Here is a 12,489-nt window from a genome sequence, read left to right as displayed (position 1 = left end):
ATCTTGTTCGTCTCGTCACTGAGAGGACTTCCCGGCGACCGGACGGGCCACGCATGCCCGCCGGAGGCAACGCCAGCGCGGATACTAGCAGCGGGCGGCGCGCCGATCACTCTCGCCCGTGTTATACCATCGGCTCGAACAGGGTTCACCCTGTGCGAACTACGGGGACCGAGGATGATCGAGGATCTGAAGGGCAGGGCCGTGCTCGTGACAGGCGCCAGCACCGGCATCGGCGCAGCGGCGGCCAGGGCATTCGGTGCCAACGGTGCGCGGGTGGCCGTGCACTACAACAGCAGCCGCGACGATGCCGAATCGGTGGTGTCCGACATTCGCAAGGCGGGAGGCGATGCGGTCGCAGTCCGGGCGGATGTCACGTCCTCGGCGGCATGCCGGGAGGTGGTGGCCGCCACCATCAGGGCCTTCGGACGGCTGGACGTTCTCGTCAACAATGCCGGGGCGATGGTGCAGAGGGTGCCCATCGAGCAGCTGACCGACGAACTGTTCGACCAGGTGCTGCATCTCAACGTGCGCTCGGCGCTCACCTGCATCTCGGCGGCTGTTCCGCAGATGCGGGCGCAAGGGGGTGGCGCCGTCATCAACGTGACGTCGGTCGCCGCGCGTCATGGCGGCGGTCCCGGCGCCGTGCTCTACGCGGGTTCGAAGGGTTTTGTGTCCACCATGACCCGCGGGCTGGCCAAGGAACTGGTCAAGGACGGCATCCGGGTGAACGCTGTGGCCCCGGGGTGATCCACACGCCGTTCCACGACCGGTTCTCGACGCCGCAGATGCTCGAGGCGTTCAAGTCGACCATTCCCATGAACCGGATCGGCACGCCGGACGAATGCACCGGCGCATTCCTGTACCTCGCCTCAGCGCAGATGAGCGGATACGTGACCGGACAGATCATCGAAGTGAACGGCGGCCAGTACATGCCCTGAGCGTGGGCCGGACAGATACGGAGGAGTCAGACCATGTTCGACCTGAAGGGAAAGATCGCGCTCGTGACCGGCGCGTCGCGGGGGCTGGGCTGGGCGATGGCCTCGTCGCTGGCCCAGGCGGGCGCCACGGTGATCCTCAATGGCCGCGATGTCCAGGCGCTGGAGCAGCGCTGCGCGGATCTGACAGCCCGCGGCTGGTCCGCCGAGGTGGAAGCGTTCGACGTCACGCACGAGGAAGTCGCGGTCCAGGCGGTGGCGGCCATCGGCCGCAAGCACGGGCGGCTGGACATCGTGGTGCTCAACGCCGGGATCCAGCACCGCAAGCCGATCCGCGAGTTCGAGACGGCGGATTTCCGCCGGGTGCTCGACACCAATCTCACCGCCGTGTGGATGCTGGCGCGCGAGGCCGCCCGGCTGATGATTCCGGCGAAACGCGGCCGCATCATCGTCACGGGCTCCATCAGCGCCATCGCGGCACGCCCCACGATCTCCGCCTACATCGCGTCCAAGGGCGCCGTCCATGCGCTCACGCGGGAACTTGCCGTCGAACTGGCGAAGGAAGGCATCACGGTGAATGCCATCGCGCCGGGCTATTTCGCCACCGAGATGAACACGGCGCTCATCGACAACGTCGAATTCAACGACTGGGTCTGCAAGCGCACGCCGGCGGCCCGGTGGGGAAAGCCGGAGGAACTGGGGCCGGCTTGCGTGTTCCTGGCCTCCGACGAGGCCTCGTTCGTCAACGGACACGTGCTGGTGGTGGACGGCGCATTCACGGCCGCGATGTAGCAGGACAGACGGACGCACGCAGGCACGCGCAGCGGCGCCGATACACGCATGGAGGAGAAGTGACATGACCGAAAAATTCAGGATCGGCATCAGTCCGGAGATCGTGACGGCCGATGGTGGGACGGTATTCGGACCCGAGGCGATGAAGATCCTCGACGATCCGGCGGTGGAATGGGAGATCCTCCCCGAGAAGGCCGCGGAGCTGACGCCTGCGCACGCGGCGCGCTACGACGCGTTCTGCCTGATGGGCTCGAAGGTCACACGCCAGACGCTGTCCGGCGCAGATCGCCGGATGAAGCTCGTGGCCCGCTTCGGCGTCGGCTACGACAACGTCGACGTGCAGGCCTGCACGGACAACGGCGTGCTGCTCACCATCGTGCCCGAAGGCGTTCGGCGTCCGGTCGCGGCTTCGGTGATGCTGTACGTGCTGGCGCTCGCACACCGGCTGGTGCTCAAGGACCGGCTCGTGCGTGACGGGCGCTGGGCGGAGAAGGGCAACTATCTGGGGATGGGACTCATGGGCCGCACCCTCGGCGTGATCGGCGTGGGCAACATCGGCAAGGAGGTGTTGAAGCTGGCGCGGCCCTTCGACCTGAAGCTGCTCGGGTGCGACCCCCATGTGCCTCAGTCCGCCGTGGCGGACCTGGGCGTGACCATGGTCGACCTCGACACGCTGCTGCAGCAATCGGACTTCGTGTCGGTGAACTGCCTGCTGGACGATCGCACCAAGGGTCTGATGGGGGCGCCGCAGTTCGGTCTCATGAAGCCGAGCGCCTATTTCATCAACACCTCGCGCGGACCGGTGGTGCAGGAGAACGCGCTGTTCGAGGCGTTGAAGACCGGCCGCATCGCCGGCGCGGCCATCGACGTGTTCGAACAGGAGCCCACGCCTGTCGACAACCCGCTGCTGGGCCTGGACAACGTGATCGTGGCGCCTCACGCCATCTGTCACACGGACGAGTGCATGCGCATGCTGGGCGAAGGCGCATTCCGCGCCGCCGTGGATCTCGCGCACGGCCGCAAGCCGCGCACCGTCGTCAATCCGGAGGCGCTGCGCCACGCATCGCTCGCCGGGAAGTTCCACGCATAGGAGGGGAGATGCGCCACAACCCCGTCAAGGAAAAGCTGCTTCGCGGCGAACCGGCCTTCGGCAGCTTCGGCTGGGACTTTCTCGTGCCCGGATTGCCGCAGATCGTGAAGGCGAGCGGCGGGGAGTTCCTGCTGATCGACATGGAGCACAACGGCGCGACGTTCGATCAGGTGAAGACCCAGGCGGCGTTGTGCCGCGGAATCGGCATCGTGCCCCTGGCGCGCGTGCCCACCGGGCAGTACAACCACATTGCGCGTGCCCTCGATGCGGGAGTGATGGGCATCATGGTGCCCATGGTGGGGTCGGCGGAGGAGGCCCGCAGCATCGTCCGGAGCACCCGCTATCCGCCGGAGGGCCGCCGTGGCGCCGCATTCGGATTCACGGCCGACGACTACGAGGGCGGCGACGTGAAGGAAATCATCCGCGTCGCCAACGAGCGCACGCTCGTGATGTGTCTGATCGAAACGGCGGAGGGCATCGAGAACATCGACGAGATCGCCGCAGTTCCGGGTGTCGACGTCCTGTGGCTGGGTCACTTCGATCTCACCAATTTCCTCGGCATCCCCGCGCAGTTCGATCATCCGACGTACGTGCAGGCGATCGAGAGGATGTGCGCCGCCGCGAAGCGTCACGGCAAGACGCTGGGCGTGATGACGGCCTCTGATGCCTGGACGCGCGACTACTGGGCCAAGGGCTTCAGATTCTTCTCCGCGGGCGTGGACGTGCACCTCGTCCAGGCTGCCTTGCGCGGCCACTTCAAGGTGCTGAACGATCTCAAGGACGCGCTCTGATCCTCAGGTCGTCCCGCAGGGCAGGCGAGGTGCCCCGGCATCTCGTGACCGCGCACTTGCGGGGCCGGAGCTGAATTCACCACGACAGGACATGGACGAACAATACACACTCGGTTACAGCGACGCCGCGATGCGATTCCTGCTGCGGCGGACCCTCGAATCCCACGGCGCGTTCTTCGTTCCGCACCTGCAGCCCGGCATGAAGGTGCTGGACTGCGGCTGTGGCCCCGGCAGCATCACGTTCGGAATCGTCGCCCGTGTGCCGCAGGGAGCAGTCGAGGCCATCGACATGGATGCGTCCCAGATCGAACTCGCGCAGCGCCGCGCGCGCGATGCCGGCCTGCACAATGTGACATTCCGGCAGGCGAGCATCTACGAACTTCCGTATCCGGACGCGCATTTCGACGCGATCTTCTCGCACGCGCTGTTCGAGCATCTGAGCGACACCGCTGCCGCCGCTCGTGAATGCCTGAGGGTTCTCAAGCCCGGGGGAGTCATCGGCGTGGCAACGCCCGATTGGGAAGCCTTCATCGTGGCACCGGCCACGGCCGCGAGGCGCGCTGCCGTGCAGGCATACGTGGACAAGCAGACGGACAACGGCGGTGATCCGGGCACGGGCCGCAAGCTTGCGACCCTCCTGTCGGAGGCGGGCTTTGTCGATGCGCGGATGCACGCCCGCTTCGAAGTCTACGACCCCATCACCGCGATCACGGACGTGATGGCTGTGCAATACGACCGGGACGGCATGCCCGAGCATGCGCGCACCATGCGCGAACTGGAAAGGGATCCGCAGGGAATGTGGGCCCAGGCATGGGTGTCGTGCGTGGCGCGCAGGGGCGGGACCTAGACCCCGGACCCTGGTCCCCGGGACACTCCGCTCGACGAGGGCGGAAACGCACGCCAGGCTCCGCGGCCCGCGAGGCCGCGCCGGCCTCGCTCTGGACCAGGGCCTCGACGCACGTTCACCAGTCCGCGCTGAATCCGCGGATGATCACACCGCCCGACTTCTCGTCGTGCTCCAGCGTGAGCAGCTTGCGCGCCTCCGCTTCGTCCAGCAGGCGGGAGAAGGAACTGAAACCGTAGTAGTTCTCGTTGAAGCCGGGGCGGCGGCGCTTCAGTGCCTGCTTGACCATCGACCCCCAGATCTTGTCCTCGGATCCGCGCTCGGCTGCCATGGCTTCGATGGTCTCCATCACCAGTTCGATGGCCTCCAGCTTCTTCTGTTCCTCGGTCTTGACGAACGGTTCGGCTGCGTTGCCCGGCTCGACGCCATTGCCATTGCCGTTTCCGTGCGCGGGTTCCGCGGCTTCGGCCTCGGTCGCTCCGGCGACGGTCGTTTCCGCTGCCGCCGGTTCCGCCTTCGCCGCCTTCGCACCGCGGCGGCCCCGGCTGGGGGCCTTGCGCCCCTTGGTTCCCGCGGATTCCGCCACTGCGGGCGGCGGCGCCTCGACTGCTTCGGCGACGACGGGCACTTCCACCTCTGCCGCCGATGGCGGTTCCGCAGCCTCCTTGGGCAGGCTCTTCGGGGCCGCGCGCCCCCGCGAAGTCGTGGTGCGTTTCGGCTTTTCGCGCACCAGATCGTCGTAGTAGATGAACTCGTCGCAGTTGGCAATCAGCAGGTCGGACGTCGACTTCTTCACGCCCACGCCGATCACCGTCTTGTTGTTCTCGCGCAACTTCGACACCAGCGGCGAGAAGTCGGAATCGCCGGTGATCAGCACGAACGTGTCCACATGCGATTTCGTATAGCAGAGATCCAGCGCATCGACCACCATGCGGATGTCCGCGGAGTTCTTCCCGGACTGGCGCACGTGCGGGATCTCGATGAGCTCGAACGACGCCTCGTGCATCGAGGCCTTGAAGCCCTTGTAGCGCTCCCAGTCGCAGTAGGCCTTCTTCACGACGATGCTGCCCTTGAGCAGCAGCCGCTCCAGCACTTTCTTGATATCGAACTTCTCGTACTTCGCGTCGCGGACACCCAGCGCGACGTTCTCGAAGTCGCAGAACAGGGCCATGCTTTGCGTTTCCTGCGCCATGGTTCTTCTCTCAGGTGGTTGCGAGGCGGCGCGCCGTCCGCTGGCCGACGCCGACGGCGGTGACGAGTGCGGCTGCCTGGAAGACGCCCACGAGCACGAACACCATCCCTGGCTGGTGGGCGTCCATCAATGCGCCGAACATGAACGGCGCGATGGAAATGCCGATGTCGAGACCGGAGTAGACGACACCGTAGACGCGTCCCGTCGCGTTGCGCGGCGCTGCGGCCCGCACCAGCAGATCGCGGGAGGGGCCGGCCACGCCGGAGGCGAATCCCATGACCGCGATGGGAATCCAGATGAACATGCCCGGCAGCAGGCCTGAGCCCAGCGCCACGGCGCAGCAGGCTGCGACGATGAACGCCACGGCGATCACGCGCTCGTGGTGGACGGAGCGCGCGGCGATGAATCCGCCGATGACCATGCCGATGGCGCTGAACACCATGAACACCGTGATGGCGGCACTCGCCAGGGTGAGAGGGGTCTCGTAGAGGTCGTGCAGGGCAGCGGGGGCGAAGACCTGCACGCCCGACAGCGACATGGCGGTGATCATGAAGAACGCGAAGCACATCCACACCGCGGGCAGGCGCATGAACCCGAGTGCATGCTCCTTCTTTCCTCCGGCCGCGTGCGCCCCACCGTCGCGCTGCTCCTGACCGGCCGGTTCGAGCAGCCGGCGAAAGGCAACGAGAACGCACAGCACCGCCGCGGGAATTACCGCGGCGCAGTACAGCGCGGTCCGCCAGTCGTAGAGTGTGGTGATGCCCACGAGGAACAACGGAGCGATGGCCCAGCCGACGTTGCCGGAAATGCCGTGCATGCTGAAGGCGTGCGGAACACGCTGGGGGCTGACGCGGCGATTGAGCAGGGTGAAGTCCGCCGGGTGGAAGACGGCGTTTCCGGCACCGGCGACGGCCGCACCGGTCAGCAGCATGGCGTAGTTCTGGGCAGCGGCAAGCATCAGGGCGGAGACACCGCACAGTGCCACCCCTGCCAGCAGCACCGGAAAGGCACCGACGCGATCGACCACGAAGCCCGCCATCGCCTGTCCCGTGCCGGACACGATGAAGAAGACGGTCATCACCAGCCCCAGTTCGGCGTAGCTCAGGCCGAACGCCACCTTGAGCCAGGGAAACAGCGGCGCAACGATGAGATGGAAGAAGTGCGAGGTCGCATGCGCCACGCCCACCAGACCGATGACGTGGGAGTCGTGGCGGACGGAGTGCGAGGCCGCGGAAGCGGTTGAAGTCATGGAGTGCTGCGGACCGGGAAGCCCCGGAGTATACGCTGCGCGATTGGCGCGATCGGCGCGGCAGGCCGTGCGAACCGGAGCGGGCCCCGTCGGAACGGCGCAAGGCGCCCTTCCCGGAACTCGGCGACCGGCGGGCGATCCATGAAGAATGGAGCCGTCGTTGTCTCAAACGATTTGCCGGAGCGCAGACGATGTCCTTTCGAATCATTCGAGTCCTGATCGCTGCCGTACCTGCGCTCGCCGGCATGGTCCCGGGCATCTCGCCCGCCGCGGTGCTCTCGACAGTGGCGCAGGCCGAGATCGCCCATCTGCTTTCCTATCTCGCTGCGTCGGATTGCCGCTTCTTCCGCAACGGAAAGTGGTACGAGCCACAGGCCGCCCGCGAACACCTGCAGGACAAGTACGACTACCTTCGCAGGAAAGCGCTGCTCGGCACGGCCGAGGACTTCATCCGGTTTGCCGCCACGCAAAGCAGCGTGAGCGGCAAGCCGTACCGGGTGAAGTGCGGAGCCGGTGAACCCCGGCAGAGCGCCGCCTGGCTGACAGAAGAACTGTCGCGGCATCGCGCGTCTTCGGCACGATGAGGTGCGGGGGGGCGACGTCTTTCCGTTCACTTCCCGGATCTTCCCTTCGTGGGCAGAGGGGGCCGGCCGTACCTTCCTTCAGCGCTTGCCTTTCCCGGTGAATAGCCGGGGACCGGGGGAATTCGCATGATTCGAGGAAGCTGTCTCTGTGGACAGGTGCGCTACGAGATCCAAGGCGCGCCGGGCGAGCCCAGCCACTGTCACTGTTCCATGTGCCGCAAGGCCCATGGGGCCGCCTTCGGCACCTACGCTCGCGTCGCTCTGGCGCAATTCAGGTGGCTGTCGGGGCAGGAATCGGTCGTGACATACCGCTCCTCGCCCGGTGTTCGCCGGACCTTCTGCGGCCGATGCGGTTCGGCGCTCCAGTACATCACGGACAACCAACCGGGGAGCTTTGCGCTCGCGCTGGGCACGCTCGACGACGATCCGGGCGTACGGCCCACCCATCATATTCACGTCCTGTCGAAGGCCCCCTGGTATGAGATCGCCGACGGACTGCCCCGATACGACGGGGACGGCTGAATCCCGCAGACCGCGGGGCGTCTGCCCGGCGTCCCGCGCATCCGATGGGGTTCCGCCTGCGTGATGGGAGAAGGCCCGGTCGACGGGAGTCGTTCGGGGTGCGTAGTCCTTCCGATTCCCGCCTGACGGTGCAAGGTCGTGGACACGACCGCAATCGGTGATGTCTGGAGGAGGGCACATGCAGGATCACCCAGGCATTCGGTCGCTCGAGCGGGCGCGCAGCCACTGGAACGCGGGCCAGGCCGACTTTCTCTCGCTGATGCAGCAACCCGGGGCGATGGGGTAGGGCCGGTCAGAGTTCCCGCTCGCAGGACTGTCTTGACGACGCGGAAACAGGACGAGGTGCCACAGACGTAACCGTGGTCTTGCGTTCGCGCATCGACGCGGGCGCTGGCCCGGCCGGCCGGGCGAAAGTATCATTCGACCCTCACCCGGCCTGTCCGGCTCGGACCTCGAGCCGGCGATTCACGAGATCGAAGCCAGGGAGGCACCGTGTTCGATCACCTCGGTTTGAAAGTGGGCAGTCTGTCGGAAAGCAAGGAGTTCTATCTGAAGGCGCTGGCCCCGCTGGGCGCTGCGCTCGTCATGGAAGGCCCGTACGGGGTCGGCATCGGCCCCAACCGCAAGCCCTCTCTGTGGCTGTCGGAATCCAAGGAAAAGCCCACGCCGGTCCACATCGCATTCACGGCGGAAACACGTGGCGACGTGGACGCCTTCTATCGCGCCGCCATTGCCGCGGGAGGCAAGGACAACGGGCCGCCCGGCCTGCGCCCGCATTACCACCCGGACTACTACGGTGCTTTCGTGATCGGTCCGGACGGACACAACATCGAGGCCGTCTGCCACAAGGCAGAGGTCGGCCCGCGCGAAACGTTCTGAACGCGGCGGGCAGGAGGAATCCTGCCCCACCGAGTCAACGAATCAGCGGCGGCGCAGCCGGGCGGCTCCCAGAAGGCCGAGTCCGCCCAGCAGCATTGCCCAGGTACCGGGTTCCGGAACCGGGGTCACCTCGAAGGCCATGAAGAGGGTGGTCTGCGTCGTGCTGAAGTTATTGTCCACCGCGAGGACAAGGGTGCGATTGCCGTTGGACAGCGTTTCGCCCCACGTCATGGCTTCGAAGTTGTCCATGGTGATGCCTTCGTAGGTGATGGGCATCTCCAGGAGCAGTTCCCGGCTCATGGGCGTGTAGGCGGCACCGACCAGACCCGGAATTCCGCTCACGTCGGTTGCACCCTCGGTGCCGGTCAGGACGAGTCGGAGGGTGTTGCCCACGCCCGAGGCGAAGGCGCGTTCCAACGCGATGAACTCGGTGTCTGACAGGGCCAGCAATTCCGGCAGACCGTTGTCCGGGCCGAACGGTGCGCCGGGCGCAGCGTCGACGGGGATCGGCGGCAGTTCGTAGGCGTACTGGGCCAGGGTGCCCCCGCTCACAGGATCGAGCGAGGTGACGCGGACGACGCTTCCGCTGGAGAGGGTCGTGATGTTGCCGTCCTGCACGAGCGCATCTTCGTTCGCCGTGAAGATCGTGCCGTTGGGGGAGACGGTCAGCGCTTCGAAGAGCTTGTTGTTGCGGCCGCCAGTGGTCGCGTTGTCGACGTAGTTGAACATCGCGGGCGTGGCGAACTCGCGCACGAACTCTCGTTGGTCTTCATTTCGCGCACGAAGGGCTGGTAGCGGCTGGCGGAGTTGGCAGACCAGTTCCCTTCGGACGACCAGTACAGATTTCCATTCGGCGCCACCCGGATGCCTTCCGGATCGACCGTGCGGGCATTGCCCGGAAACGTCGTGCCGTCAGGCCGGAGCATGTAGGTCTGACTGTTGATCGTCACGCCATGAAACGCCGCCGCGTCGTAGTTCAGCGAGAGGTTGTAGAAGCGAGGCGTGCCGCGCTCACCGCCGCGGTCGTCCGAAATGGCCCAGAAAGTGCCGTCGGCGTCCCGGTCGAGGCCGGAGATGCCGCCGAACTCGACCCCCTGGAACAGGGTGCCGGTGGCGATGCTCGTCGAACCGATCAGGCGCAGCGAGAACTCTCCCGCGGAGGCGGTGGACAGTGGTGCCGCGATGACGGCTGAGACCAGGCAGGATGCAAGGGTGCGGTTCATGGCGGTGGCGTGACGGTGAGCGAGTCGAAGGCCGGATGCTATAGACGGGCCGTGAACGTCCGATGAAGCATCCATCGTCCGTTCGGCACGGGTCCGGTTCCGCGTGGCATCCATGCGGCGTGCTTCCCCGGAGAGACTCAGGACTGCGATGCCTCGACGCGGCCGGACCGTTCGACGTTTCACCCGCGGAGGATGCGCAATGGCACTCTCGCCCCGTTTGGCATGCGCAAGACCGGCACGGCCATCCCGCCGGTTCCCTGATCTCCTTCCGGCCGTCCCCGGCCGTCCGCCCCGGGCTATCCTTCCCTCCTCGAAACCTTGCCTGCGTGCTTCCACGGATCATGCGAAAGATTCTCCTGCTGCAGGGCGCGAACATGAGCTTTCTGGGGCGGCGCCAGCCCGAGCTGTACGGCACGACCACGGCCGCGGAACTGGATGCGATGATGACTGCGCATGCGGCCGCGCGGGACACGGAGTTGCTCATCCACTACACGCATGTCGAAGGCGAGGCCATATCCCGCCTCTATGCGGCCGTGGACGAGGGGGTCGCAGGCGTGCTGATGAATCCCGCGGGGTTTCTCTATGCCGGTTACGCTCTACGGGACTGCCTGCGGGCGCTGCCCATTCCCTGTGTGGAAGTGCACATGACCAACATCGAGGCGCGGGGAATGAGATCGGTGACGGCCGAAGCAGTGGCAGGCGCCGTCATGGGGTTCGGCATCGACAGCTACGTGGCGGGATTCGACGCGCTCGTGCGCCATCTGGATCGGTGAGGAGGACGCTCCAGCGGGCAGGGCGAGCCGGCCCGTGCGTTACCATGCCGGCAAGGGCATGAAGACCCGATCGCAAGGGAGGAACGCAGCGCCATGGAAGCTCCGCCGGGATTGCTCGTCGTCTGGAACGGCATAGGCCCCGAGGACGAGGGCGAGTTCAATGCGTGGTACGAGCAGGAACATCTTGCCGAGCGGTTGAGCGTGCCCGGCTTTCGCACCGCGGCCCGCTACCGCGATCTGGAACCGGCTTGCCGGTACGCCGCAATGTACGAGACGGACAGCATCGAGGTGTTGAGCTCCGAAGCGTATCTCGCCCGCCTTGCCAGTCCCACTCCGCGGACGCGCGCCATCATGCCGCGCTTCCGCGAGGTTTCCCGAGCCGCGTGCAGCATCCGGTTCGATACGAGACCGGGCACCTTGCCGGCTCCCTTCCTGGCGATCGTCACGCTGCGTCCTGGCGCAATGCCTGCCTGCTGGCCGCCGGCATTCGAACCGGAACTGCGGTGGCGAATCGTCGAGCCGGATCCTCTCGTGACCGGCGGAACGACGCCGGAACAGGCGTTGCGGCCAGCCGCCGACCGCCTGCCGCCGACGCTGGTGATCGTCGAATCGGACGTTGCTGCCATGCTCTCTCCCGCGGCAGACTGGGTGGGCTCCGCGGCCGAGGGCGTGCAGCGCTTCGCGCTGATTTCCTCCCGGCAGGCCGTCTGACGCCGGACGCTGCGGGACTTCAGTGCAGGCCGTGCGCGGCACGATCCGTGGCGGCTATCATCGGCGCAACGCACGGTTTTCGAAGACGCGGGGCCCGAACCCGCGCGACAAGGAGGAAGGGCAGTGACCTACGAGACGATCCTGTACGAGGAAGACGGCCCCATCGGCTGGCTTACCCTCAACCGGCCGGACGACGGCAACATGTTCACGCCGCAGATGTGTCACGAGATTCGCGATTGCATCAACGAAGTGCGCCGGGAGACCCGGACGCGAGTGCTGGTGATCACGGGGGCCGGTGACCGCTTCTTCTGCATCGGCGGGCGCAAGGAGGGGATGGAGGACACGCTGCTGTACGCGGGTGTGCTGCCCACCCTGGAGATGTACGAATCCATCGACCGCCTGCAGAAGCCGGTGATCGCCTCGGTCAACGGCTACGCCGTGGGCGGAGGCAACGTGCTCCAGGTGGTGTGCGACCTCACCATTGCCAAGGAAAGTGCGGTGTTCCGCCAGGTGGGCCCGATGATGGGCAGTTTCGATGCCGGTTACGGCACCTGGTACCTCGAGGACACCATTGGCCGGAAGCGGGCGAAGGAGCTATGGATGCTCAATCCCAAGCTCACCGCGCGCGAGGCACTCGCCATCGGGCTCGTCAATCGTGTCGTCCCCGACGAGAGGCTGCGCGAAGAAACGCGGGCCATGGCACTGGAGCTTGCAGAACGCGGTCCGTTCGCGCTGGCCTCCATCAAGGGGGCGTTCAATGCGAAGCACGGCGGGGTGAGCGGCCTGGGCCGCGTCACGCACGATCTGCTGCTGCGGCCCTACCTGGACAGCGACGAATCGCACGAACTCGCCGACGCGTTCCGCCACAAGCGCAAGCCGGATCCGGACAAGTTCGGCCACTGAC

The 12,489-nt window shown here is 66.4% G+C and carries 12 protein-coding genes and 2 pseudogenes; 11 read left to right on the top strand and 3 right to left on the bottom strand.

Annotation, left to right across the window (positions count from 1 at the left end; genetic code table 11):
- Window positions 1-177: 177 nt before the first annotated feature.
- The 5 genes and pseudogenes from IPK20_25645 to IPK20_25625 all read left to right on the top strand — a co-directional run bounded on the left by IPK20_25645 (window position 178) and on the right by IPK20_25625 (window position 4,455).
- A pseudogene (locus IPK20_25645) lies at window positions 178-938 on the top strand (SDR family oxidoreductase).
- Between the two features lie 33 nt (window positions 939-971).
- Window positions 972-1,727, top strand: coding sequence for a glucose 1-dehydrogenase (locus tag IPK20_25640; GenBank protein MBK8019737.1), 756 nt, complete (start codon window positions 972-974; stop codon window positions 1,725-1,727).
- Window positions 1,728-1,791: 64 nt separating this feature from the next.
- Window positions 1,792-2,817: a dehydrogenase gene (locus IPK20_25635; protein MBK8019736.1), complete on the top strand. Its 1,026-nt coding sequence runs from the start codon at window positions 1,792-1,794 to the stop codon at window positions 2,815-2,817.
- A gap of 8 nt (window positions 2,818-2,825) precedes the next feature.
- The gene (locus IPK20_25630; GenBank protein MBK8019735.1) at window positions 2,826-3,608 is read left to right on the top strand and encodes an aldolase; all 783 of its coding nucleotides are present in this window, start codon (window positions 2,826-2,828) and stop codon (window positions 3,606-3,608) included.
- Window positions 3,609-3,699: 91 nt separating this feature from the next.
- The gene (locus IPK20_25625; GenBank protein MBK8019734.1) at window positions 3,700-4,455 is read left to right on the top strand and encodes a methyltransferase domain-containing protein; all 756 of its coding nucleotides are present in this window, start codon (window positions 3,700-3,702) and stop codon (window positions 4,453-4,455) included.
- Between the two features lie 115 nt (window positions 4,456-4,570).
- Here the strand turns inward: IPK20_25625 and IPK20_25620 are convergent, their stop codons facing one another.
- Both IPK20_25620 and IPK20_25615 read right to left on the bottom strand, forming a co-directional pair.
- Window positions 4,571-5,644: an NYN domain-containing protein gene (locus IPK20_25620; protein ID MBK8019733.1), complete on the bottom strand. Its 1,074-nt coding sequence runs from the start codon at window positions 5,642-5,644 to the stop codon at window positions 4,571-4,573.
- Window positions 5,645-5,654: 10 nt separating this feature from the next.
- Window positions 5,655-6,893 (bottom strand): MFS transporter, encoded by a 1,239-nt coding sequence (locus IPK20_25615; GenBank protein MBK8019732.1) that lies wholly within the window; start codon window positions 6,891-6,893, stop codon window positions 5,655-5,657.
- A 191-nt stretch (window positions 6,894-7,084) separates the two neighbouring features.
- Here IPK20_25615 and IPK20_25610 point away from each other — a divergent pair, with 191 nt between their 5' ends.
- The 3 genes from IPK20_25610 to IPK20_25600 all read left to right on the top strand — a co-directional run bounded on the left by IPK20_25610 (window position 7,085) and on the right by IPK20_25600 (window position 8,878).
- Window positions 7,085-7,477, top strand: a complete 393-nt coding sequence (locus IPK20_25610) for a DUF5329 domain-containing protein (GenBank protein ID MBK8019731.1) — start codon at window positions 7,085-7,087, stop codon at window positions 7,475-7,477.
- Between the two features lie 126 nt (window positions 7,478-7,603).
- Window positions 7,604-7,999: a GFA family protein gene (locus IPK20_25605; GenBank protein ID MBK8019730.1), complete on the top strand. Its 396-nt coding sequence runs from the start codon at window positions 7,604-7,606 to the stop codon at window positions 7,997-7,999.
- Between the two features lie 492 nt (window positions 8,000-8,491).
- On the top strand, window positions 8,492-8,878 hold the full coding sequence (locus tag IPK20_25600) for a VOC family protein (protein ID MBK8019729.1): 387 nt from the start codon (window positions 8,492-8,494) through the stop codon (window positions 8,876-8,878).
- 42 nt (window positions 8,879-8,920) lie between these two features.
- Here IPK20_25600 and IPK20_25595 read toward each other — a convergent pair.
- Window positions 8,921-10,101: pseudogene (locus tag IPK20_25595) on the bottom strand (esterase-like activity of phytase family protein).
- A 341-nt stretch (window positions 10,102-10,442) separates the two neighbouring features.
- Here IPK20_25595 and IPK20_25590 point away from each other — a divergent pair.
- The 3 genes from IPK20_25590 (at window position 10,443) to IPK20_25580 (ending at window position 12,488) form a co-directional block, all read left to right on the top strand.
- On the top strand, window positions 10,443-10,874 hold the full coding sequence (locus tag IPK20_25590) for a type II 3-dehydroquinate dehydratase (GenBank protein MBK8019728.1): 432 nt from the start codon (window positions 10,443-10,445) through the stop codon (window positions 10,872-10,874).
- A gap of 93 nt (window positions 10,875-10,967) precedes the next feature.
- Complete coding sequence (locus tag IPK20_25585; protein MBK8019727.1) at window positions 10,968-11,585, top strand: hypothetical protein; 618 nt, start codon at window positions 10,968-10,970, stop codon at window positions 11,583-11,585.
- 123 nt (window positions 11,586-11,708) lie between these two features.
- Window positions 11,709-12,488, top strand: coding sequence for an enoyl-CoA hydratase/isomerase family protein (locus IPK20_25580; GenBank protein MBK8019726.1), 780 nt, complete (start codon window positions 11,709-11,711; stop codon window positions 12,486-12,488).
- The last annotated feature ends 1 nt before the right edge of the window (window position 12,489 follow it).

The organism is Betaproteobacteria bacterium (assembly GCA_016713305.1).
Classification (GTDB): Bacteria; Pseudomonadota; Gammaproteobacteria; order Burkholderiales.
This window is presented reverse-complemented; position numbering and strand designations above follow the sequence as displayed.

Bases quoted from the DNA above. Each gene is read 5' to 3' on its own strand.
- IPK20_25640 (MBK8019737.1), top strand. From the start codon at position 972: ATGTTCGACCTGAAGGGAAAGATCGCGCTCGTGACCGGCGCGTCGCGG.
- IPK20_25635 (MBK8019736.1), top strand. From the start codon at position 1,792: ATGACCGAAAAATTCAGGATCGGCATCAGTCCGGAGATCGTGACGGCC.
- IPK20_25630 (MBK8019735.1), top strand. From the start codon at position 2,826: ATGCGCCACAACCCCGTCAAGGAAAAGCTGCTTCGCGGCGAACCGGCC.
- IPK20_25625 (MBK8019734.1), top strand. From the start codon at position 3,700: ATGGACGAACAATACACACTCGGTTACAGCGACGCCGCGATGCGATTC.
- IPK20_25620 (MBK8019733.1), bottom strand. From the start codon at position 5,644: ATGGCGCAGGAAACGCAAAGCATGGCCCTGTTCTGCGACTTCGAGAAC.
- IPK20_25615 (MBK8019732.1), bottom strand. From the start codon at position 6,893: ATGACTTCAACCGCTTCCGCGGCCTCGCACTCCGTCCGCCACGACTCC.
- IPK20_25610 (MBK8019731.1), top strand. From the start codon at position 7,085: ATGTCCTTTCGAATCATTCGAGTCCTGATCGCTGCCGTACCTGCGCTC.
- IPK20_25605 (MBK8019730.1), top strand. From the start codon at position 7,604: ATGATTCGAGGAAGCTGTCTCTGTGGACAGGTGCGCTACGAGATCCAA.
- IPK20_25590 (MBK8019728.1), top strand. From the start codon at position 10,443: ATGCGAAAGATTCTCCTGCTGCAGGGCGCGAACATGAGCTTTCTGGGG.
- IPK20_25585 (MBK8019727.1), top strand. From the start codon at position 10,968: ATGGAAGCTCCGCCGGGATTGCTCGTCGTCTGGAACGGCATAGGCCCC.